This is a genomic window from Paraburkholderia dioscoreae, from assembly GCF_902459535.1.
Taxonomy (GTDB): domain Bacteria; phylum Pseudomonadota; class Gammaproteobacteria; order Burkholderiales; family Burkholderiaceae; genus Paraburkholderia; species Paraburkholderia dioscoreae.
This window is the reverse complement of sequence record NZ_LR699554.1, coordinates 1,925,660-1,948,377: the sequence shown is the minus strand read 5'-3', so window position 1 is coordinate 1,948,377 and position 22,718 is coordinate 1,925,660. Positions and strand designations below refer to the sequence as shown.

At 63.6% G+C, this 22,718-nt stretch carries 14 protein-coding genes; 9 read left to right on the top strand and 5 right to left on the bottom strand.

The genetic code is table 11. From position 1 onward, the window contains the following. Nucleotides 1-2 precede the first annotated feature (2 nt). On the top strand, nucleotides 3-986 hold the full coding sequence (locus PDMSB3_RS28910; RefSeq protein ID WP_007177460.1) for a 2-dehydropantoate 2-reductase: 984 nt from the start codon (nucleotides 3-5) through the stop codon (nucleotides 984-986). A gap of 60 nt (nucleotides 987-1,046) precedes the next feature. On the opposite strand, the gene PDMSB3_RS28905 is transcribed toward PDMSB3_RS28910, so the two are convergent. The 3 genes from PDMSB3_RS28905 to PDMSB3_RS28895 all read right to left on the bottom strand — a co-directional run bounded on the left by PDMSB3_RS28905 (nucleotide 1,047) and on the right by PDMSB3_RS28895 (nucleotide 4,153). Further along, complete coding sequence (locus PDMSB3_RS28905; RefSeq protein WP_007177459.1) at nucleotides 1,047-1,238, bottom strand: hypothetical protein; 192 nt, start codon at nucleotides 1,236-1,238, stop codon at nucleotides 1,047-1,049. A gap of 18 nt (nucleotides 1,239-1,256) precedes the next feature. Next, nucleotides 1,257-3,002 carry an FAD-dependent oxidoreductase gene (locus tag PDMSB3_RS28900; RefSeq protein WP_007177458.1) on the bottom strand — a complete coding sequence of 582 codons (1,746 nt, stop codon included), beginning with the start codon at nucleotides 3,000-3,002 and terminating at the stop codon, nucleotides 1,257-1,259. Between the two features lie 233 nt (nucleotides 3,003-3,235). Next, nucleotides 3,236-4,153: a LysR family transcriptional regulator gene (locus PDMSB3_RS28895; RefSeq protein WP_268738028.1), complete on the bottom strand. Its 918-nt coding sequence runs from the start codon at nucleotides 4,151-4,153 to the stop codon at nucleotides 3,236-3,238. Between the two features lie 487 nt (nucleotides 4,154-4,640). Here PDMSB3_RS28895 and PDMSB3_RS28890 point away from each other — a divergent pair, with 487 nt between their 5' ends. The 5 genes from PDMSB3_RS28890 to PDMSB3_RS28870 all read left to right on the top strand — a co-directional run bounded on the left by PDMSB3_RS28890 (nucleotide 4,641) and on the right by PDMSB3_RS28870 (nucleotide 14,483). Continuing rightward, the gene (locus tag PDMSB3_RS28890) at nucleotides 4,641-5,804 is read left to right on the top strand and encodes a porin (protein ID WP_007177456.1); all 1,164 of its coding nucleotides are present in this window, start codon (nucleotides 4,641-4,643) and stop codon (nucleotides 5,802-5,804) included. A 183-nt stretch (nucleotides 5,805-5,987) separates the two neighbouring features. Beyond that, the gene (locus tag PDMSB3_RS28885) at nucleotides 5,988-7,265 is read left to right on the top strand and encodes an efflux RND transporter periplasmic adaptor subunit (protein WP_007177455.1); all 1,278 of its coding nucleotides are present in this window, start codon (nucleotides 5,988-5,990) and stop codon (nucleotides 7,263-7,265) included. A 24-nt stretch (nucleotides 7,266-7,289) separates the two neighbouring features. Further along, the gene (locus PDMSB3_RS28880; RefSeq protein WP_007177454.1) at nucleotides 7,290-10,520 is read left to right on the top strand and encodes an efflux RND transporter permease subunit; all 3,231 of its coding nucleotides are present in this window, start codon (nucleotides 7,290-7,292) and stop codon (nucleotides 10,518-10,520) included. A gap of 1 nt (nucleotide 10,521) precedes the next feature. After that, nucleotides 10,522-11,982, top strand: a complete 1,461-nt coding sequence (locus tag PDMSB3_RS28875) for an efflux transporter outer membrane subunit (RefSeq protein ID WP_007177453.1) — start codon at nucleotides 10,522-10,524, stop codon at nucleotides 11,980-11,982. A 101-nt stretch (nucleotides 11,983-12,083) separates the two neighbouring features. Further along, nucleotides 12,084-14,483, top strand: a complete 2,400-nt coding sequence (locus PDMSB3_RS28870) for a carbohydrate-binding family V/XII (protein ID WP_165188489.1) — start codon at nucleotides 12,084-12,086, stop codon at nucleotides 14,481-14,483. A 118-nt stretch (nucleotides 14,484-14,601) separates the two neighbouring features. Here PDMSB3_RS28870 and PDMSB3_RS28865 read toward each other — a convergent pair whose 3' ends face one another. Beyond that, nucleotides 14,602-16,554, bottom strand: a complete 1,953-nt coding sequence (locus tag PDMSB3_RS28865) for an AI-2E family transporter (RefSeq protein ID WP_007177451.1) — start codon at nucleotides 16,552-16,554, stop codon at nucleotides 14,602-14,604. Nucleotides 16,555-16,691: 137 nt separating this feature from the next. Beyond that, a complete protein-coding gene (locus PDMSB3_RS28860; protein ID WP_165188487.1) occupies nucleotides 16,692-17,981 on the bottom strand; it encodes a DUF445 domain-containing protein in 1,290 nt (429 codons plus the stop codon). A 211-nt stretch (nucleotides 17,982-18,192) separates the two neighbouring features. Here PDMSB3_RS28860 and PDMSB3_RS28855 point away from each other — a divergent pair, with 211 nt between their 5' ends. The 3 genes from PDMSB3_RS28855 to PDMSB3_RS28845 all read left to right on the top strand — a co-directional run bounded on the left by PDMSB3_RS28855 (nucleotide 18,193) and on the right by PDMSB3_RS28845 (nucleotide 22,709). Continuing rightward, complete coding sequence (locus PDMSB3_RS28855) at nucleotides 18,193-19,335, top strand: metallophosphoesterase family protein (RefSeq protein WP_007177449.1); 1,143 nt, start codon at nucleotides 18,193-18,195, stop codon at nucleotides 19,333-19,335. Then, nucleotides 19,332-21,956 carry an AAA family ATPase gene (locus tag PDMSB3_RS28850; RefSeq protein WP_165188485.1) on the top strand — a complete coding sequence of 875 codons (2,625 nt, stop codon included), beginning with the start codon at nucleotides 19,332-19,334 and terminating at the stop codon, nucleotides 21,954-21,956. The genes PDMSB3_RS28855 and PDMSB3_RS28850 overlap by 4 nt, the downstream gene beginning before the upstream one ends. 276 nt (nucleotides 21,957-22,232) lie before the next feature. Further along, nucleotides 22,233-22,709: an Hcp family type VI secretion system effector gene (locus PDMSB3_RS28845; protein ID WP_007177447.1), complete on the top strand. Its 477-nt coding sequence runs from the start codon at nucleotides 22,233-22,235 to the stop codon at nucleotides 22,707-22,709. Nucleotides 22,710-22,718: the final 9 nt, after the last annotated feature.

The window sequence follows — 22,718 nt, the reverse complement described above, 5'->3', positions numbered from 1 at the left end:
CGATGAAAGTAGCTATCTACGGCGCGGGCGCGATCGGCGGCTGGATGGGTGTGAAGCTCGCGCAGGCCGGCCATGACGTGAGCGTGGTGGCGCGCGGCGAAACGCTTGCCGCGCTGCGCGAGCACGGCCTGCGTCTGATCGAGGGCGGCGTGACGCATGGCGTGAAGGTGAACGCGAGCGACAAGCCCGCCAATCTCGGCGTGCAGGATCTCGTCGTGGTCGCCGTCAAGGGACCGGCAATGGCGTCCGTGGCCGCGCAGATCGCGCCGCTGCTGAACCCGCAGACCATCGTGCTGACCGCGATGAACGGCGTGCCCTGGTGGTTTTGCGACGGGCTCGGGCGGGACTTTGCCGGCAAGCGCCTGAAGTCGATCGATCCCGACGGCGCGATCGCCGCTGCGATTCCGGTTGCGCAGACGGTGGGCTGCGTGGTGCACGCCAGTTGCCTCGTCGAAGCGCCGGGCGTCATCCGGCATCATCAGGGCAATGGGCTGATTATCGGCGAGGCGTCGGGGCGGTCGGGCGAGCGCGCCGCGGCGCTCACGGCCACGCTTGCGGCGGCCGGCTTCAATGCATCGACGTCGGCGCAGATTCAGCGCGACGTCTGGTACAAGCTGTGGGGCAACATGACGATGAATCCGATCAGCGCGATCACCGGCGCGACGACCGACCGGATTCTCAGCGACGAGTTGGCGCGCAACTTCGTGACGAGCATCATGCTGGAGGCGAGGGAGATTGGCGCGCGCTTCGGCATTCCGATCGAACAGGAACCGGCGGACCGCCACGCGATCACGCTCAAACTCGGCGCGATGAAAACCTCGATGCTGCAGGACGTGCAGGCGGGTAAAGCGGTCGAACTCGACGCGCTGGTGGGCGCGGTACGCGAGCTGGGACAACTGACGGGCGTTGCCACGCCGTACACGGATGCTCTGCTCGGACTCGCGCGGCTGCATGCGAGCACGCTGGGTTTGTATCCGAAGCAGTGATGCCTGTGTCTGAAGGAAAAGCCGCCGCGCCCATGCCAGGCGCGGCAGTTTTTTTACGCTTTATGCCGTCACCTCGGTCGAAGCCGGCAGCCGCGCCGCTTCGATCAACGACAAGGCCCGCTGCGGGTCGTCGAGTTCGGTCAGGCAGAGCATCGCAAGGCGGGCCAGATAGAGCGGCGCCTGCGGTTCGCCCTGGTTCGTGAGGGTCTTGCAGAGGGTCGTGTAGACCAGATCGAGATCGCTGTCCGTCATGATGTGAGTCTCCGTGAATCAGATCGTCAGCGCCGCGCTGATGGCGCGCTGCGTGGCTGCCGCGCTGCCGTTGCGCCAGCGGGCGAGTACGTGGCCGTCTGGCCGGATCAGATAGACCGTGCCGGGCGTGGCGTCGAACCGCTCGTGCAGGCTGTCGGCGTGGTCGATCAGGGTCGGGCTGGTGGCATGCGCGGTCTCATCCGTGACCAGTGTGACGGCTTTGAACGGAATCCCTTGCCCGGCCAGCGAGCGTTGCAACTCCTGCCATGCATGCTCTTGCGTCGAATCGCTGCTCGCGCCGAAGCGCAGCGCCGTGAAACAAGGCTCGAGCAGATCGGTGAGATGGATATCCACGCTCTCGCCGCCGTCCATGCGTTTGAGCCGGCATTCCGGCAGCACGCTGCCGGGCGCCGGGCCTCGGCTGAACGAGCCAGGCGCGTCGGCGGCGGCCTCGTTGAGCGGCGACTGCGTATAAGCGATTGCATGCGTCTGCCTCGGATTGATCAGCGGACGCACGGCGGCGTGCCGCTCGGCGAGACCGAGCACGGCCTCGCGCATCAGATTGAACGCGAACGAAGGCGGCGCCATGAATTCCGTGCTCTTCATGCCGTAGCTCAGATTCTCGCGCGCCGCGAACACGCGCTCGTCGTTGTAGGTGTCGAGCAGACGCGGCGAAGCCAGGCCGTTCACCACGCAAGCCAGTTTCCAGCCGAGGTTGTCCGCGTCGTCGATACCGGAATTGGCGCCGCGCACGCCGAAAATCGGCACGAGATGCGCGGCGTCGCCCGCGAACAGCACCGGGCCGTGCCGGTAGCGTTCGAGCGTCAGCGCGTTGGCTTTGTAGACGGTGATCCAGATCGGCGACCATTCGCCGGTTTCGCCCATCGAGTCGAGCACGCTCTGCACGCGCGGCAGGACGTTCGCGGGCTTCACGGCGGCTTCCGGGTCTTCGTCGTCGCGAAGCTGGTAGTCGATGCGCCAGACGTTGTCGGGCTGCTTGTGCACCAGTACCGTCGAACCGGGATTGGAGGGCGGATCGAAGTAGGCGAGGCGCTCGGCGGCGCGCTTGCTGTCCAGTTCGATGTCCACGATCACGTAGCGGCCTTCGTACGTGGTGCCGGTGAGCTTGAGGCCGAGCGCCTCGCGAATCGTGCTGCGGCCGCCGTCGCAGGCCACGACCCAGTCGGCGTGCATCTGCCACGCGGTGTCGCCGGTGCGCAGCGTGAGCGTTGCGCCGGAGGTGCTGGCCAGCTCGGCGCGGTCGTCTTTCGCCTGATCCGGTTCGATGCCGGTCACGCGGGTCTGCCAGCGGATCTCGATCAGCTCGGCATGCCGTTCCACTTCGTCCAGCAGCAACTGTTCGATCTGGTATTGCGCGATGTTGATCATCGGCGGCAGCGATTGTTCGTCGTCGTGATGCATGGCGAAGCGGAACACTTCGGCGTCGCGGTAGAAGCTGCGGCCGCCTGCCCACGGCAAGCCCTTTTGCAGGAAGCCTTGCACGACGCCGAGGCGCTTGAAAATCTCCAGACTGCGGCGCGAAATGCAGATGGCGCGGCTGCCGATGCATACGCTGTCGTCGGCTTCGATCAACACCGAGCGCACGCCCTGGCGAGCCAGCGCGAGCGCAAGCGTCATGCCGACCGGGCCGCCGCCGACGATCGCCACCGGCCGCCCGAGCGGGTCGCGCCCGTCGACTAGCGGTGGCACCACGCCCTCATGGCGGCGAGGCGAAAACGGATAGGGTTTGAAGGGGCGGTTCATGCGCGTCTCCTGGATCTTCGATACCGGGTGGATTGCCCGCCGGGGCTGGTTGGCTCTTCACAGGCGGAGCGAATCGGTAACGAAGTATGAAGGAGGGCGCGCGCGGCGCTGTCCTCATTTTGGGTACAGAAGCTCGGTACAGAAGCAGCGCATGGCAGGGCCGCGCCACTGAGCTGCCCACGCCGCCGCATGCGAGGAGGGCGGACCGTGACGCGGCATCTGTTTGCCGCAGGCTACCTGGTAACGGGCGCAGCGGAGGTCAGACGGTCCGCGTTGGTGCGAAACCATTCAACCGAAAAGTCGACGAATGACCGCGTCTTCGCGGAAATGTGGCGGCGATCCGCGTACACCAGCGCCAACTCCTTGTCGGCATTGGTGATGCGGAAGTCCGTCAGAACCTGCATGAGCGTGCCGCTGCGCAAATCGTTCAGCACATGGTTCTCAGGCAGCACCGCGATCCCCATGCCCGCGAGCGCGGCTTGCCGCAGCATCAGCGCATTGTTCACCATCAGCGCGGCGTCGAGCGTCACGCGTTTCTCGCGCCGGTCCGGCGCAGCGAAGATCCAGTCGCCGTCATGCGAGGCGGCAGTGAGGGCAAGAAAGGTGTGCGAGGTCAGATCCGCCGGCCGCGACGGAACCCCTTTGACGGCGAGGTAACTGGGCGACGCGACGGCAATGGGACGGACACTCAGCAGCGAGCGTTTGATCAACGTAGTGCCGCCGATCTGCTTGGGCAGCACGATGCCGACGTCAAAGCCTTCTTTCACGAAATCGACGTGCTGGTGCAACAGCGTGACCGAGAGTCTGACATTCGGATACTGCCGCAGATATTCCTGCAGCAGCGGCGTGAGGCTGGACAGTGAGAACGATGCGCCGGCCGCGATTCTCAGCGTGCCGGCCGGCTCGATCGTGCCGCGTATCGTGACGGTTTCGATCTCCTCGATTTCGTCGAGTACGTTGCGGCAACCCTTTGAGTAGATCTCCCCCTCTTCGGTCAGGGAGAGGCTGCGTGTATTGCGATTGACAAGTCTTGTGTTCAGGTGAGCTTCGAGTTGCTCGAGGTAGCGCGTGGCCATCGCATTCGAAATGCCGAGATTGGCTGCCGCCTGTCCGAATGACATGGTATCTGCGATGTTGATAAATACTCGCATTGCCTGAAGCTGATTCATGATATCACCAACGCTTTAACAGATATGTGCGGGAAAATTGAGATATTAGTTTTTAACAGATAATCAATGGTCTCCCTGTCTACGATATATAGGTGGGTTAAATATGATTTAATTTTTATTTACGGTATCGGTATTTCTTTCTCAAAAAAAGGCGGGGTTTTATTTTGTTGGGCTTGAGCAACGGTCAGGCCTGGCGGATCGTGACGCGATTATGGATGGGAATTATACGCATCCGGCACCACGCCGGGTTTGCCTGTCGTTTTCGAGATTATCTCAAATATAAGTTAAAAATACTTTTGCATTGTTTTGCATGATTGCGTTCGAGGCCGGCGTCTAGAATGCAAATTGCACGCAGAGTCTGTCTTCAATATGTATTCCAATGAAATTGGAGATGGGTGCATCCTGGTTGCGGCAGATTTAATCTCATGCCGGCAACCGAGTTTTAAGATAAAACGCCAAGGTATTCGAAATGAAAAAAATCATTACTGCGACCGCCGTCTCCGCCACTTTTGCGTGCGCGGCGCACGCCCAGAGCAGCGTCACGCTATACGGCATTGTCGATGCGGGCCTGACCTATGTGAGCAATGAAGTCAGCAAGGATTCCACCGTAACGTCCGACGGGCGCGTCACGGGTGGCAAGGCCATGTTCGGCATGACCGGCGGCAACATCCAGCCGAGCCGCTGGGGCCTGCGCGGGGTCGAAGATCTGGGTGGCGGGCTGAAAACGGTCTTCAACCTGGAAAGCGGATTCAACATTGCGAACGGCAACCAGGCTGTGTCCAACAAGCTGTTCAACCGCCAGGCGTATGTCGGCCTGTCCAATGAGTACGGTACGGTTTCGTTCGGCCGCCAGTACGACTCCGTGGTCGACTATCTCGCGCCGCTGACAGCGGCCGGCAGCTGGGGCGGCACGTACTTCGCGCATCCGGGCGACAACGACAACGCCAACTCGTCGATCAGCGTCAACAACTCGGTCAAGTTCCAGAGCGCGAACTACGCCGGCTTCTCGATGAGCGGCCTGTACGGCTTCTCGAACAATGCGGGCTTCGCCGACAACCGGGCGTACAGCATCGGCGCGGGTTACCGCAACGGTGGCTTGCAACTGGGCGCGGCCTATCTCCAGTACCAGGGCATGGACCTGAATCAGAGCAATGGCGCGATCAGCGGCGGCACCTTCGCGGCATCCGCTGTCAGCGGTGTTCAGAATCAGCGTACCTGGGGTCTCGGCGGAAGCTACACGTTCGGTCCGTTCATTCTCGGCACCGTCTTTACGCAGAGCCGCTTCCAGGACAAGTTCTCTGACATCTCGGTCCGTTACAACAACTACGAGGTCAATGCACGCTACAACCTGACGCCGGAACTGGGTTTGGGCGCGGCCTACACTTATACGCAGGCACTGCGCGCCACGCCGGGCACCAGCGACACGAACACCGGCGCGGCCCACTGGAATCAGTTCGGTCTGCAGGCTGACTACTCGCTGTCCAAGCGTACCGACGTTTACGCGGAAGCGGTCACGCAGCTCGGCGCGAACAACGGTCGCGGGCTGAATACCGTGCAAATCAACGGCACCTCCGCGCCGTCCACGGCGAGCAACCAGTTTCTCGTGACGACGGGCATCCGTCACCGGTTCTGATGTCACTGCTGTTGCCGTTTGCCGGGCTGATGCGGCCGACCATCCTTTAGGGGTTTGGCCGGTTTCCAGCCAGCGCAATTCATTCGCGAACAACTGACGGCCGCGCCTTCCGGCGCGGCCGGGCGCAATCAATTGCTTTGGCGCGGATTGCCCGGCTGTTGAACCATTTTTCACGGAACCTTCATGCCTGTTTTGCTGCTGGGATGCCTGATTCGCTCGTTGAATGCACCGAAGGGCCCGCCAGGCGAGGTGTGGAGACGGCCGGCGCTCGTATTGAGTCTGCTTGCTTTACTGACCGCATGCGGCAAACCCGCCGCTCCCGAATCGTCCCAGCCGGTCGACGTCACCGTCATGACCGTGACGCCGCGCGATACGCCCGTGGACTTCGAGTTTGTCGCCCAGACTCAAAGCTCGCGCGCCGTGGAAATTCGCGCGCGGGTAGACGGCTTTCTGGACAAGCGGACGTACACGGAGGGCCAGATGGTTCGTCAGGGGCAGACGCTTTTTCTGATGGACCCCAAGCCGTTCCAGGCCGCGTTGCAATCGGCGCAGGGCGCGCTGGCCCAGCAGCAGGCACGGCTCGGCGTCGCAAAAGCCAATCTCGCGCGCGTCGTGCCGCTCACCGCGCAGAACGCATTGAGCAAGAAAGATCTCGACGATGCAACCGGCAGCGAGCGCGAGGCCGAAGCCGCTGTCATCGCTGCAAAAGGTCAGGTCCAGGCTGCGCAGCTGAACCTCGGCTACACCACGATCAAGTCGCCGCTCGCCGGCTTGTCGAGTTATGCAAGGCAGCAGGAAGGCAGCTATGTCACGCCGGCTCAGTCCGGCCTGTTGACGTATGTCTACCAGATGGATCCTATGTGGGTCGAGTTCAGCATCTCCGAGAACGAGATGCTGCGGTATCGCGATCAGATCGCAAAAGGCCAGTTGCGCTTTCCGGCAAACAACCAGTTCGAAATCACGCTGCTGCTGGCCGACGGTTCGACGTTCCCCGCGCGTGGACATATCGATTTCGCCAATCCGGTATTCAGCGCGGAAACCGGCACCTTCCTCGTACGAGCCGTCTTTGCCAATGAAAAAGGCACGTTGCGTCCTGGGCAGTTCGTACGCGCGAGGGTGTCCGGCGCCGTGCGGCCGAATGCCGTTCTGCTTCCCCAGCGAGCCGTGCAGCAGGGCGCAAAAAGCCATTTCGTGTGGACCGTCGACAAAGATAACAAGCCCCGCCAACGGTTTGTCGAGATGGGCGAATGGCAGGGCGATGACTGCTTCATCAACGACGGCTTGCGCGCCGGCGAAAGAGTCGTTGTGGACGGGGCGGTGAGGCTGTCGCCCAACGCGACGATCAGCATAACGGGGAACGGTTCTTCCGCGGAGCATCGCGCAAAACTCACGGTGCCCGTCGTGCCGCCCGTCGCGCCCCCCGTTGCGCAAACGGAATCCGAACAAAACTCCGCGCATTAACTCTGCGCACCAGGCGGCAAACGGATGAAGCTCTCCCATTTCTGTATCGACAGGCCGATCTTCGCGTCGGTCATCTCCATCGTCATCGCGCTGGGCGGCGTGCTGGCCATGTTCGCGTTGCCGGTCGCCCAGTACCCGGACATCACGCCGCCGCAGATCACGATCACCGCCAGCTACCCGGGCGCGAGCGCCGACGTGGTGGCGAATAACGTCGCGGCGCCCATCGAGCAGCAGGTCAACGGCGCGGACAGCATGATCTACATGACCTCGTCGAGTTCGTCGACCGGCAGTCTGACGATCAACGTGTTCTTCCGCAACGGCACCAACCCGGATCTGGCCCAGGTGGACGTTCAGAACCGCGTCAACCTCGCATTGCCGCAACTGCCGCAGTCCGTGCAGTCGCAGGGCGTGCAGGTACAGAAAAAGTCGTCGGCGTTCATGATGGTTGTCGCGGTGTACTCACCCGATAACCGGTTCGATTCGACCTACGTCGCCAACTACGCAAACGTGTACGTGCTCGATGCGCTCAAACGGATTCCGGGCGCGAACCAGGCCAGCATCTTCGGCACGCCGGACTACGCCATGCGTATCTGGCTGCGCCCGGACCGCATGGCGCAGCTCGGCATTACGGCTACCGACGTGCAGAACGCGGTGGCGAACCAGAACCAGCAGTTCGCGGTCGGGCGCCTCGGCCAGGCGCCAACGGGTTTGCCGGTTGAACAGTCGTTCGCCGTGACGACGAGCGGGCGACTTTCCAGTCCCGCCGAATTCGACAACATCATTATTCGTGCGTCGAACAACGGCGCGGCGATCGTCCGCTTGAAAGACGTCGGCCGTGCCGAGCTCGGACAGAAAGATTATTCGATACGCAGCCGATTCCAGGGCAAGCCCGCTACGGTGATCGCCATCTACCAGCAGCCCGGCGCCAACGCGCTGGATGTCTCGATGCAGGTGCGCGCAACGCTGGCGGACATGAAACGCTCGTTCCCGGAGGGGATCGATTACAACATCGCAATGGATACCACCGACTTCACGCGCGCCTCCATTGCGGACGTGGTGAAGACGTTTTTCGAAGCCGTATTGCTGGTGGTGATTGTCGTATTCATGTTCTTGCAGAGCTGGCGCGCGACGCTGATTCCGGTGCTGGCGGTGCCGGTCTCCATTCTGGGGACGTTCATGGGCATGGCCACCCTTGGGTTTTCGATCAACATGCTGACCATGTTCGGTATGGTGCTGGCAATCGGCATCGTGGTGGACGATGCGATCGTCGTGATCGAGAACGTCGAGCGCAACATGCGTGAGTTCGGCCTCTCGCCGAATGCGGCGGCCAAGCGGGCTATGGATGAAGTGTCGGGCCCGGTCGTCACGATCGTGCTGGTCATGTGCGCGGTGTTCGTGCCGGTTGCATTTCTGGGCGGCATTACGGGGCAGATGTACAAACAGTTTGCCATCACCATTGCGATTTCTGTGGTCCTATCGGGCATCGTGGCCTTGACATTGTCGCCGGCGCTGGCGGCTGTATTGCTGAAACCGCAGGCGCATGCAAAGCATCGTTTTTTCCAGTGGTTCGATAACGCGTTCGCGCGCGTCACGGCGGGCTACGGCCGCGCCGTGACGCTTACGATCAGGCGGTTTGGCATCGCGCTGCTGCTGTTCGCCGGCATGGTCCTGCTGGCAGTCACGATGATGCGGTCCATTCCACATGCCTTCCTGCCGCCTGAAGATCAGGGCTACCTGCTTGGCGCGGTCATCATGCCCGATTCGGCAAGTCTCGATCGCACCGGCCGGGTGTCGTCGCGCGTGACCGACTACTTCGCGAAACAGGCCGGCGTAGGCAGCGTAACGGTGGTCGACGGCTACAGCCTGCTCGACAACCAGACAATGAACAACGCTTCAACGTTCTTTGTCGGACTGAAGGGATTCGACGAGCGGTATTCGTGGGCGAACATTCGCACGCAAAATGCGCATGCGTTGCTGCTTGGTGCCTACCGCGCACTGTCACGGATCAAGGAAGGCATTGTCGTACCGGTCAACCCGCCGTCGATCCCCGGGCTTGGCACGACGGGCGGCACCGAGATGTGGATTCAGAGCAAAGGCGACGGCACCACGGCGCAGCTTGCTCAGGTCGTGCAGAACTTTATCGCCAGGGCGAAGGCGCGGCCCGAGCTGGCGGCCGTCACGTCGACCTTCAACGCTTCTTCACAGCAGTTGCGTGTCGATGTCGATCGCGACAGGGCGGCCACACTCGGCGTGCCGATAGACGAGGTCTACAGTACGATGCAGACCATGTTCGGTTCGCTGTACGTCTCCCAGTTCAATCAGTCGAGCCGTCTGTGGCAGGTGATCCTTCAGGCGGAGCCGTCATACCGGTTAAAGCCCACGGACCTCGAGCAGGTATTCGTGCGCAGCGCCACGGGCACGATGGTGCCGCTCAAATCGATCGTGACGTATCAGTACGTAACCGGCCCGTCCCTGATGACGCGCTTCAACGACTTCCCGGCCGTGCTGATTACCGCCAATGCTGCGCCGGGCCACAGTTCGGGCGAAGTGATCGCCGTGCTGGAGGAACTGGCGCGAACCATGCCCGCAGGATACGGCGCGGGGTGGAGCGGAGAAGCGTACGAAGCCCGCCAGTCAGGTGGCACGTCAGGCCTCGTTTTCGTGTTCGGTCTGGTGATGGTGTTCCTGATTCTCGCCGCGCAATACGAACGCTGGAGCCTGCCTGTCGGCGTTCTGATGGCCGTGCCGTTCGCGCTGTTCGGTGCTTTGCTGGCCATCCTGTTGAGAGGCCTGAACAACGACGTCTATTTTCAGATCGGTCTCACCATGCTGGTCGCACTCGCGGCGAAAAATGCGATTCTCATTTTCGAGTTTGCGGTGCTGAATCGCGCACAAGGCGCATCCCCGTTCGACGCCGCGGTGACCGCCGCCCGAGACCGGTTGCGGCCAATCGTCATGACGTCGTTCGCCTTCATTCTCGGCTGCGTTCCGCTGGCCATCGCGACCGGCGCGTCGCAGAACAGCCGGCATTCTATCGGCACCGGGGTGATCGGCGGCATGTTGGGGGCGACCGGCGTCGCTGTCTTCTTCATTCCGATGTTCTTCTTCCTGCTCGAATCGGCGAACGAGCGGCGCGCCGGTAAGAAGAAGGGAGAGGCCGTGCCGGAGGGACAAGGCGAACGGGCGCTGTCCGGTTCGCGTCCGGTGACTAACAGTTCGACCGGTATGCATCCCGGCACGAAGCGGGATAATTGACATGCGTCCAGTCGGTTCAAGTTTTTCCTGGGTGTCGGCACTTGGGCTTTGCCTGTGTCTGAGCGGCTGCCTGATGGGCCCGGACTATGTCAGACCGTCTATCGAAACACCGGCCACGTTTCGCTTTTCGGATAGTACGCAGGCGCAAATCGTCGATACGGCGTGGTGGGCTCAGTTTGGCGATCCAGTGCTGAACGAACTCATTTCGACCGCGCTCGCGCAGAACAGGGATCTGAAAATCGCCGCGGCTCGAGTCGACGAGTTTCGCGGACAGTTCGTCACCACGCGTTCGCAACTGTTTCCGCAGATTAGCGCGGGTTTCAACGCGGGTCGCCAGCGTGTCTCGCCGCTTGCCCAAAGTTCGTTGCCGGCCGGCATTGGAACGGACTACACGTCGTTCAATGCCACGTTGCCTATCTCATGGGAAATCGACGCGTTCGGCCGCGTGCGGCGTCAGACCGAAGCCGCGCGCGCGAATCTGCTCGCCAGCGAGGAAGGGCAGCGGGCCACGCTCCTCACGCTCGTTGCATCGGTCGCCACGTCCTATATCAATCTGCGCAGTCTCGATCAGCAACTCGAGATTGCCAGGGCAACGGCGGCGAGCCGCGCCGGTTCGGTGAAGGTCTTCGAACTGCGCTTCAAGGGTGGGCAGATCTCGCAGGTCGAACTGGCCCAGAGCCAGTCGGAATACGAGGCGTCGCTCGCGGATATTCCCGCCATTGAAGCGCAGATCGGGCAGCAGGAAGACGCGCTGTCGGTATTGCTCGGCCGCAACCCCGGTCCCATTCTTCGTGGCCGCACGCTCGACGAACTCCAGTCTCCCAGTGTGCCGGCGGGCTTGCCTTCAGAATTGCTCGCGCGCCGTCCGGACGTGCTGCAGGCCGAACAGAACCTGGTTGCCGCCAATGCGTTGATCGGCGCGGCGCGTGCGCTTTATTTTCCGCAGATTTCGCTCACGGGATTGCTCGGCTCGTCGAGCACGCAGTTAAGCAGGCTCTTTAGCGGCCCGGCGAACACCTGGGCGTTTGCCGGAGCACTGACGCAACCGATTTTCTCGGCCGGCAACATTGCCGGACAGGTCGAGCAGGCCCAGGCACGCCAGCAACAAACGCTCTACGCGTATCAGAAGGCTGTGCAGTCGGCATTCCAGGAAGTCAGCGACGCGCTTCTCGGCGTCGGGAAGTCATGCGAACGTCTGGTCGCGCAAGAGCGCCAGGTCGATGCGCTGAACGCCTACGCAAGACTCGCGCGACAACGCTATGAAGGCGGCTACACGAGCTACATGGAAGTTCTCGACGCCGAGCGAAGTCTGTTCAGCGCGCAACTGGCTTATGCGCAAACCCGCGGCAATGAATACACGTCTCTCGTCACGCTTTACAAAGCGCTGGGCGGCGGTTGGGGCGCGGATGCACTTGCAGCATTGGAGCAAGGCGGGACCGGTGCGCAAGCCGAAACACGGTAGTACTCAAGCGACCCGGTATGCGTGGCCAATCGTGAAACAAAGGTTGGGCGAGGAGCGATGGATAGGGCAGCAGAACGTGAAAAAACAGGGAGAATGAAGCGATGTCCAGAATAAGTAAAAACCTGACCATGCTGTTTGCTACAACCTGCCTCGCCTGCTGGGGCATGCATGTAGAGGCGGCGAATCCTCCCCGCGCGGCAGCGCCGTCGGTTTGGCCTCGCAGTTTCGATGCCGACAGGCAGCACGTCGAACTTTATCAGCCGCAGATCGAGACATGGGAAGGCAACCGCATAGCGGGCCGTGCCGCGGTAGCCGTTGGCGCAAGCGACGGCACGCCGACCTACGGCGTGGCGCACTTCTCGGCGACCGTCGAGATCGACAAGGTGTCGGGACTCGCGCAACTCACTCATATCGAGATCGCGAGCGTGGATGTGCCGACCAACCCGGGCGTCGCGGATCAGACCAGGCAGGTGTTGCTGGCGCATTTGCCGTCGGCCGGACTGACCACGTCGCTGGACGAACTGCAGACGAGCTACGCTGCGTCGAAGCAACTCGCGGCCACGCAGCGCATGGCCGTCCAGAACGAGGCTCCGCGAATCGTCTTCGCGACGAGGGCGACGGTGCTGGTCCTCGTGGACGGTGCGCCGGTCTGGCGGCCGGTGAACGGGACGGGCTATCAACGGGCGCTGAACAGCCGGGCGTTGCTGCTGCAGGACGGGAGCGGCACGCTGTATCTGCATGCTGCGGGTTACTGGTATTCGGCCGCGTCGGCCGGCGGTCAATGGGGCGTGCGGACGGCGCCGCCGCAAGCCCTGCTGGCGGCGGCGCAACGTGCCGAGGCGAGCGGCAAGGCCGATCCTCTGTTGCCGGCCAATGGCCAGCGCCCGGCGCGAGCGCCGGTCGTGCTGATCGCCACGGAGCCGACGGAACTGATTGTGACCGACGGCCAGATGAAACTGACGCCGGTCGAGGGCGTCAGTCTGCTGACCGTCGCCAATAGCGACCATGCTGTCTTCGTGGACCCGGCCACGAATCAGTACTACGTGCTGCTCTCCGGGCGATGGTTCCGCGCCGCTTCGGAAGGCGGGCCCTGGCAGTATGTTTCAGGCAGCGAACTCCCCGCGGATTTCGCGAGGATTTCGCCGCACGACCCCAGGGCCAACGTCCTGGTCTCGATCCCGGGCACGCCGCAGGCGAGGGAGGCCGCCATCGCGGCCACCATTGCGCAGACGGCCACGGTCTCGCGCGCGAGCGCCACGCTGAGCGTTGCATACGACGGCGCACCGCGCTTCACGCCGATCGCAGGCACGGCGCTGAGTTATGCGGTCAATACCGGCACACCGGTGATCGCGGTGGACTCCACACACTATTACGCCGTGTCGAGCGGCATCTGGTTCACCGCGGCGGCGCCCGATGGCACATGGCGTGTAGCGACCGAAGTGCCCAGCGCGATCTACGCGATTCCGGCCAGTTCACCTCTGCATTACGTGGTGTACGTGCGTATCTACTCGGTGACGCCGGAAACCGTGGTCGTGGGTTATACGCCGGGTTACATGGGCGTCGTGGTGAATGCCGAGGGTACCGTGGTCTACGGCACAGGCTATGTCTATCCGCCGTACGTCGGCGCGGTCTACTACGGTTATCCGCCGACCTACGGTTACGACGCGGGCTTTGCCCTCAACGCGGCAGCGGGGTTCGCCTTCGGCTTCGCGGCGGGGGCGATCTGGGGCGCTGCCGAGCCGTACTGGGGCCCATACTGGGGCGGCGGTGGATGGAACAACGTCAACGTGAACCAGGCGAATTTCTATGGACGCTGGGGACAAGGCACCGTGACGCACGCCTCGGGCTGGAACCCGTGGACCGGTACGCAAGGGCGCGGCTCGGCGGCGGCCGGCTACAACCCGGCGACCGGGGCGCGCTTCCAGGGCAGTCGGGGCGCCGCGTTCAATCCCTACTCGGGGAACTACGCGGCCGGGCGGCAGGGTTCGTTTGCAAATCCGTCGACGGGGCGGGAAGGCGCGGCGCGCGGCGGCATTGCCGGCAACCAGTACAACGGCAACTTCGCGGGCGGGCGCCAGGTGGCCGGGTCTAACGCGCAGACAGGCCGGGCAGGCGCGGCCGAGTTCGGCGTGGCCGGCAACACGCAAACGGGCCAGTACACGAGCGCCGGCAAGGGCATCGTGACCAATCAGTCGAAAGGCAATGCCGTGGCATGGAACAACGGCGACGTCTATGCCGGCCACGACGGCAACGTCTATCAGCATACCCAGGGCGGCGGTTGGCAACAGCACACCGCCAACGGCTGGCAATCAGTCCAGCCGAAAGCGGACGTGAGCGGCGATCTGGAACAGCAACGCGAGGCGCGCGATGTCGGCCAGCAAAGGTTCGATCACTCGGCGAATCAATGGGGCGACGGCAGAGGGTCGCCAGGAGCGGGACGTTTCGGCGGCGAGGGGGGCTTTGCCGGCGGCGGCATGCGGCGAGGAGGATTTCGCCGCTAATCGTCCTTGAGACCCGATTATCTTCGCCGGTTCGCGAGCAGATCGCGAGAAAGGCTGGGCGGGCACATGTACCCACCTACGAACCTGTCTCGTCGCGCGACTCGTTGCAGAGGCGCGCTCAGTCGGCTCCGCCCACATGCGAAGGCTGGCGCGCATGCTGCACACTCGAAGCCGCGAGGCACTCCTCGATCATTGCGCGGAAGGTCGGGGCCGCATGCGAGGCACCGGTTGCGCCCATCTCCGGGCCGCCTTCCGGCGCGCCGCCCACGCCGACCACGAGCGTCGCTCGCGGTCGCCATTCCCGCGTACGCCGCAGCATGTTGCGTAGATACGGCGGCGAATCGGGCGCGTCGAGCGAGACGATGCAGATGATCGACGCGTCCTTGAAACCCGGTTCATCGGCGCGCGCGCTCCGGTAGCCCGAGTGCGTGGCCATCATCGGCGCGAGACCCTGGCGACCGAGCAGTTGCACGGCAATCGCGGTCGTGACTTCGTCGAACGAACCGCGTCCGGGCACGCATAGCACGGACGTTTTTTCGGCGGCGTCGCGCAGACGTGGGTGGGCCGAAATATGGCTGTCGTGCCGCTCGGAAAGATCGGCCGAGGCGGAGGCCAACAGCGCGCTCGCGGAGTCGGCGGGGTCGATGCGCGACAGGCGGTCCGGCAAGCCGTCCGCGATCTCCAGGTTTTCGACAATGTCCACCAGCGCGTCGTTGATACGCTGCAACTGATCGGGCATCAGCACGCCGCGCATGGCATCGTTGCGGGCGAGCTTGAGGCCTTCGAGGGCGACCTTGTCGTAGTAGTCGACCAGCGACATCTCGCGCAGCAGCCGCTCCGCCTGCACGATCGCCTCATGCGGATCGTCCGCGAGCAACCGCTGATAGAAGGTCTGCGCGGGTGTGAGAGCCGGCTGATCGCCGAGCAGCACGGTCAGAAAGTTCAGCCGGTCGGCGTAGCGCCCGAGCGTGACCACGCACAACGTGAGCGGCGTGGACAGAACGAGGCCGATCGGCCCCCACAGCCAGCTCCAGAAAATCGCCGCGACCACTACCGCGAGCGGCGACAGGCCAGAACGGTGGCCGTACAGCAGCGGCTCGGCGATCTGCCCGGCCACCAGGTCGACCACGATGAACAGGATCAGCGTATAGACCGCCATCGTCCATTGCGGCTGGATCGCGGCGGCAAGAAAGACCGCGAGAATCGCGGCGATCCAGATGCCGATATACGGTACGAAGCGCAGCAAGGCGGCAATCACGCCGAACAGCAGCGCACCGGGCACGCCGATGATGGCTAGCCCGATCGCGATCACGCCGCCCGCGCTGAGATTCACGCCCAACTGCGCGACGAAGTAGCGGCTCAGACGCACGGCGGCGTCGTTGATCGCGGTCGTGGTGCGGTGAAGATCGCGCGAACCGAACAGGCTGATCAAGCGGTCGCGCAAATCCTCGCGCTGCAGCAGGATGAAAATCGTCACGACCAGCACGATAAAGGTCGTTTCGATCGGCGCAATGGCCGGCGACAACGCACGCTGCGCAAGCTGCAACGGCGTGGGCGAGGGCTCGTGCACTTCGACCGGCTGCGGCACGGCGGGCGCGTTGCGCGCCGCGCGTCCGGTGGGGCGCGGCGGGTTCGGTCTGGAAGGCGCCACGCGTTGCAGGGCGACGGCGGCGCGGCTCATCAGCGAATCGGCGCGGCCAACGGTCTTTTCCTGAACCGTTTCGATCTTCTGTTCGATCGCCACCTGGTACTGCGGCAGGTCGCCCGCGAGCTGCACCAATTGCGCGCCGATCAGCGCGCCGACCGCGAGCAGGCTCGCCAGCGCGAACAGCACCGCAATGAAGATGGACGGCAATTGCCCCATATGCAAACGCCGCAACATCTGCACGAGCGGCGCGAGCAGGAAGCTGAGCAGCACCGATAGCGTAATCGGGATCAACACCGCGCGGCCGAAGTACAGCGCGCACACCACCACCACGCCGGTAATGACCGACGCGAGGCCATGCAGACTGGGCGTACCCGGCGGGTAAACGCGGTTCGGCCGCCCATGCGGCGGTAACGATATTTTCATGAGCACACGTTCCGAATGAGAAGCGCTGTCGTTCTTATGCTGGCCGCTCGCGAACAGGGAGAGGTTGTCCGGGCAATGCGCTTGAGCAAGTCGTATGCCCGGATTGTAGGCGCTTTGATGGAGCGCGGGGCTATCGCTTATCCCATGTATCCCATGTGCAGCCGCAGCAACTCGAACACCTGCGAACTCGCATACAGCAGCAGGCCGATAAAGCCGCCGACAATCGTCCCGTTGATGCGAATGTATTGCAGATCCTTACCGATGTTCAGCTCGATCTGCCGTGACATTTCGCGCGAGTCCCAGTTCTTGACGGTGTCGCTGATATGCCGCGTGAGGAACTGCGCAAAGTCCGGCGCCAGCGCGCGCGCCGCTTCTTCGAGATGGTCGTTGAGCGACTGGCGCAAGGCCGGATCGTTCGCGAGTTCGCGGCCGACCCATTCGCCCATCGCCATCACGCGCGCATGCAGGGCCGAGTCGCTGCTTTGCAGATCGCGTTTGAGCCACGCGCGCAATTCGCCCCACATGTCTTTCACATACGAACTGAGCGCCTCGCCTTCCACCAGATAGCGCTTCAGCTCGTCGCCTTTTTGCAGGAAGGCGGGATCGGTCTTGAGCTTGACGATCAGCTTGTGAGCGGCGTCGTCGAACTTCTGGCGAAGCTGATGCGTGGGGTTCTCGCTGACCTGTTCGAGCATGCGGTTCACCGCGTTGGCGAGCGCTTCGGCGCCTTTCTCGCCGAGCCATGCCGAAGGCAGAATTTTTTCCATCTTCGGATATTCGCTCTTCACCCAATCGACAATGCGCTCGGCGATAAACTCGCGCGCCTGCGGTTCGCGCAGCAGCGCGATGACCTGTTCGATGCCGGCGTCGAGCAGTTCCTGATGGCGGCCGTCTTTGGTGAGCGTGTCGAGAATCGCGCCCATCGATTGCGACAGATCCACCTTGGCCAGCACGTCGCGCAGCGCTCCCTTGATGAAGCTCTGAATGCGTACGTCGTCGGTCAATTCCAGAATGCCGCTGGTGAGCTTGACGACGTAATCGCCCAACCGCGCGGTGTTGGCCGGTTGCGTCAACCAGCCGGTGATGCTCTGCGCCGGGTTGTGTTTCTGGATCAGGCCGACCAGCGAAGGCACATCCAGAAACTTGTCCTGCACGAAAACCGCCAGGTTGTCGGCGATCTTGTGCTTGTTCCTCGGAATGATCGCAGTGTGCGCGGAAACGAGCGGGATCGGCACGCGGCGAAACAGGGCGGCCACGGCGAACCAGTCGGCCAGCGCGCCGACCATCGCGGCCTCGGCGATCGCCTTGATGCCGTCCACCCAGATGCCGCGCGGCATGAACGCGGTCACCACGAAAACGCAGGCGGCGGCCAGCAACAGCAGCAACGGCGTGCGCTTGGCCTTCTTCAGTTCGATTGCTTTGTTCATTGGCGGCGAGGCAGCGGGTCCAGGTCCAGGTCGATTGAAATGATGGGGCGCGCTCGACGCGCGTGCCGAAAACGCGAGTGTAGCGCCGCCCGCCGGGCCACGTGGCAACCGCCCGGGACTATCTTTGCCGCGCCGGCACGGTAACATCTGCGGTCAGACCGCGCGGGCTTGCCCGGCGAGGCAGATTGCAATTGAACGGAATGGAGGCACAGTGATCAGGTTTCTGCACACCGCGGACTGGCAGATAGGCACGCAATTCGGCCAGTTCGAACCGGACGAGGCGGCGCATCTTGCCGAAGCGCGCTTCGAGACCGTGCGCCGGATCGCCGGAGAAGCCGCCGCGCGCAAGGTCGACGCCGTGCTCGTGGCCGGCGACGTATTCGATCTGCAAACCGTCTCGGACACGGTGATCCGCCGTCTGTTCGGTGCGCTGCAAGCCTTTACCGGGCCGTGGATCATGTTGCCGGGCAATCACGACGCGGCGCTCGTCGAGAGCGTCTGGACGCGTGCCCAGCGCCTGAACTGCATCGCGCCGAATGTGCGCGTGGTGCTCGAACCCGGCGTGGTGCTGCTCGACGCCTGCCGTTGCGCGCTGCTGTGCGCGCCGCTCACGCAACGCATCACGTATGACGACACCACGGGGTTCTTCGATACCACGGAGACGCCGGCCGGCTATCACCGCGTCGGACTCGCGCACGGCAGCGTGAGCGGGATTCTGCAGGAAGGCATCGACTCGTCGAATCCGATCGCGCCCACGCGTGCCGCGAGCGCGCGTCTGGACTATCTGGCGCTCGGCGACTGGCACGGCCATCTGCGCGTCGACGAGCGCACCTGGTACGCCGGCACGCACGAGCAGGACCGCTTCCGTGCCAACGATCCGGGCTTCATGCTCGACGTCACGCTGCAGGAGCCGGGCGCGGCGCCGGTGGTCGAGCCGGTGCGGGTCGGTCAATATCAATGGCATCGCTGGGACGAAACCATTTCCGTGCCGACCGATGTGGATTCGCTCAAAGCGCGTCTCGCCACCTTGGGTAGCCACGACGTGCTGCGCGTCACCGTCGGCGGTACGGCGGCGCTCGCCGACGCCGAAGCGATCCACGTCGCGGTGGAAGAAGCCCGCGCCCGCGTGCGGGCCTTGCGCGTTGACCTGAGCGGCCTGCAAGTGCTGCCCACCGCCGACGATCTCGCCGAACTCGGCGCGCAAAGCGGCTATCTCGCGAAAGTGGTGGCGCGTCTGCGCGGCTTGCAGGAAGACCCGCAGTCCGACCCGCGGGAGGTTAGGCGCGCGGCGGAGGCGTTGTTGCTTCTGGCGCGTTTTCAACGTGAACTGCCGCGCGAAGCGAGGTCCGCATGAAGCTGCAAAGTATCGCAATCCAGGAGTTCAAACAGTTCACCGGACGGCTCGTCATCGACGATCTGCAGCCCGGTCTCAATCTTTTCGTCGGTCCGAACGAGGCCGGCAAGAGCACCATTGCCGAAGCCGTGCGCGCCGTGTTTCTCGAACGCTACAAGGCTTCGCATCTGAAAGACCTGTTGCCGTGGGGCAAGGCGAGCGGCCAGCCGTCGGTCGAAGTGAGCTTCGATCTGGACGGCACGCCGTGCCGGCTGTCGAAGCAGTTCGTCACGCGCCAGCGCTGCGAGTTGAAGATCGGCCAGAGCGTATTCGGCGAAGATGAAGCCGAAGACAAGCTCGCTGCGTTGCTCGGTTTTTCGCGTGCCGCGCGTGGGCCGTTGAGGGCCGAGAACGCGGGCGTTCCCGGCTTGTTGTGGGTGCAGCAAGGCGGCACGCAGGAAATGCGCGATTCCACCGGCCACGCGGCGCAGTATTTGCGCGATGCGTTGACGCAACTTTCGGGCGGCAGCGAATCGGCTGGCGAAGATGCGCTGATCGCGGCCGTGCAGCGGGAGCTTCGGCAACTGCTCACCGCGCGCACGCAGAAGTCTACCGGGCCGCTTGCCGAAGCCGAACAGACGCTCGCGCGGCTGATCGAAGAGCGCGATGAACTGGAACAGCAGCGTCGGCAGTTCGAGGAGAACATTGCGCGTCTCGCCGCGCAGCAGGAAGCATTCGACGACACGCAGCGCAAGCGTCCCTGGGAGCTTCACGAGCAGAAGGCCTTGCAGGCGCAATTACGCGCCGATGCCGTCGTACAACTCGAGGGCAGCCTCAAAGGACTCGAACAAGCGCTGAAGGCGAGTGAAGCCGAACTGGCGCTGCCATTGCAGCAGGAGCAGAACGCGCTCGAACTGGAAGCGGCCGTCGCGCGCGAGCGGCAGCAACTCGGCGCGCTGCGGGCGAACGTCGCCGCGGTGCAGGCCGAGCACGCGCAGGCCGCGGCCAGTGTGGCGCAATTCGAGCAGGCTTTCGCCGATGCCAACCGCGCGCTGGAACTGGCCAACGCGGCCGTGACCGCAGCCGATCTGCGCAGTCAGATTGGGCTCTATCGTGCCGAGAGCGAGCGGCTCGAAGCGTCGATCGCAGCCGCCAGCAAAGCGAACGACGCCGTGCTCGAAGCCGCGCGCGAGGCGGCCACGCTCGAAATCGACGAGGCGAAACTGAAACGGCTTGCCGCGCTCGGCGGCGAGCTGACTGTGCTGCGCGCGCGCACCGAAGCCGCGATGACGCGCATCGAATACCGCCTGAACGGCGCGATTACCGTCGACGATGAAACGGTGAGCGGTGAGGGCGTGCTGCGTCTGGATGGCGAGAAGCGGATCGGCCTCGGCACGCTCGGCGAATTGCGGGTGGTGCCGGGCGTCTCCGATCTGCCGGCGCGGCTGTCCGAACTCGCGTCGCTCGAAGCCCGGTATGCGCAGTTGTTGCAGGCGCTCGGCGTGGCGTCGCTCGGCGAGGGCGAGTCGAGGCACGAGCAGTGGAAGGCGCTGGTCGCCCAGCAGAAAAGCCAGGCGAAGATTCTCGAAGTGCATGCGCCGCAGGGCATCGAGGCGTTGCGCGCGGCGTCGGCCACGGCGGCGGCGCGCATGCAGGCGGCCAATGAGCGGCTCGCGGGTCTGCCCGACGTATCCACTGCCGCGCCGCTCGACGAAGCGCGTCGCAACGCGGAGATCGCGCGCGATGCGTTGGAGGCTGCGCGAAAAGTATTGACGCAGGCGGCCGATAAAAAATCCACCGGCATGGCGAATGAGGAAGCGCTCGCGGCTCAGTTGCAGCGCAAGGAAGCGCAATTGAGCGACGAAGCATTCTGCCGGAACCGCGCGCTGTGGCAGACGAAAATCGTCGAGCAACGCGTGCAGGTCGAGGCGTTGCGCAAACAGCGCGAAGGACGCGAGCGCGAACTGGAAGCGGCCCGCCTCGACGATCCGGCGGCCGAGGCGAAGCGCTATCGCGCGTCCGCGGAACTCGCGCGCAGCGAGCAGAACGAGCGGCAGGTGCGGATCGCGGGATTGCGCAGTCAACTGGAGACGGTCGGCGCGTCGGGGCTCGGCGAGCGTCTCGCGGCGCTCGAAGCCAGGGTCGAGCAGGCCACGCGGCGCAAGGACGAACTCAGCTTGCGTGCGAGCGCACTGAGCCTGCTCGACGAAGTGCTGGTCGACGAACGCGACGCCGCGGTGGCGCAGTTGCGCGCGCCTTTGACCGAACGGCTCGGCCATTATCTGAAGCGGATTTTCCCGCAGTCGACAATCGCGCTCGGCGACGATTTGAGTCCCGCTACGCTGGATCGCTATGGCCGCGCGGACACGCTCGACGCACTGAGCTTCGGCACGCGCGAACAACTCGGCATCCTGACGCGGCTTGCGTACGCGGATCTGCTGAAGGCGTCGGGCCGGCCGACCTTGCTCATGCTCGACGACGCGGCCGTGCATACCGATGCCGCGCGGCGCGATGCGATCAAGCGCGCATTGATCGATGCGGCCACGCGGCATCAGATCCTGGTGTTCACTTGCCACCCGGAACTGTGGGACGACCTCGGCGTGAGGCAGCGGGCGATCGAGGATCTGAAGGTGGCGGCTTAGGCGCCGGGCCGCGTGAGCGCACTGTCAGGGAGGCATGAGCCAGAGGCCGCATGAATCGAATTCCGACATGCGGCCGATGAATCAACGCAATTTCACGCGAATTTGCAGAAATATCGCATCTCCAAGGATCGATATTTCCCCGAGACTAGCAATTCGAGTCTTCGCCGCGGTCATGGTCTTCTATCGAAAGTAGTTCACTCTGCTTGTATCGAATGCCTGTGCATGCCCCGCGTGACGACCATCTGAACAGAGTCGCAAACGTCACGGGGCCGGTTGATGGCGCAGGATACTTTTATCAAGATTGGCGGTATCGACGGCGAGTCGCAGGACGCTTTGCACCTGAACGAAATCGATGTAATCGGTTGGCGCTGGAAAGTGTCGCAGCAATCAGCCATGATGTCGGGTTCCGGTGGCGGGGCGGGCAAGGCTACGGTTTCGGATCTGGAATTCACGCATCAGTTGGATCGTGCCAGTCCGAATCTGATCAGATATTGCTTCACGGGCAAGCATATCGACCAGGTGAAGCTGACCGTGCGCAAAGCCGGGGGACTGCCATTCGAATACCTGAAGATCACGATGTACGACGTGGTCATTACTCAGGTCGAGCCGATCGGGGGCGGCGAGGTGTGCCACGAAGAGGTGTGTCTTTCTTTTTCGACGATGAAGCAAGAGTACTTCGTGCAGAACGCGCTGGGGGGAAGCGGCGGTGCGGTGACCGCCACGCTGTATATCAAGAACAACACTACAAATTGACAGGGCAGG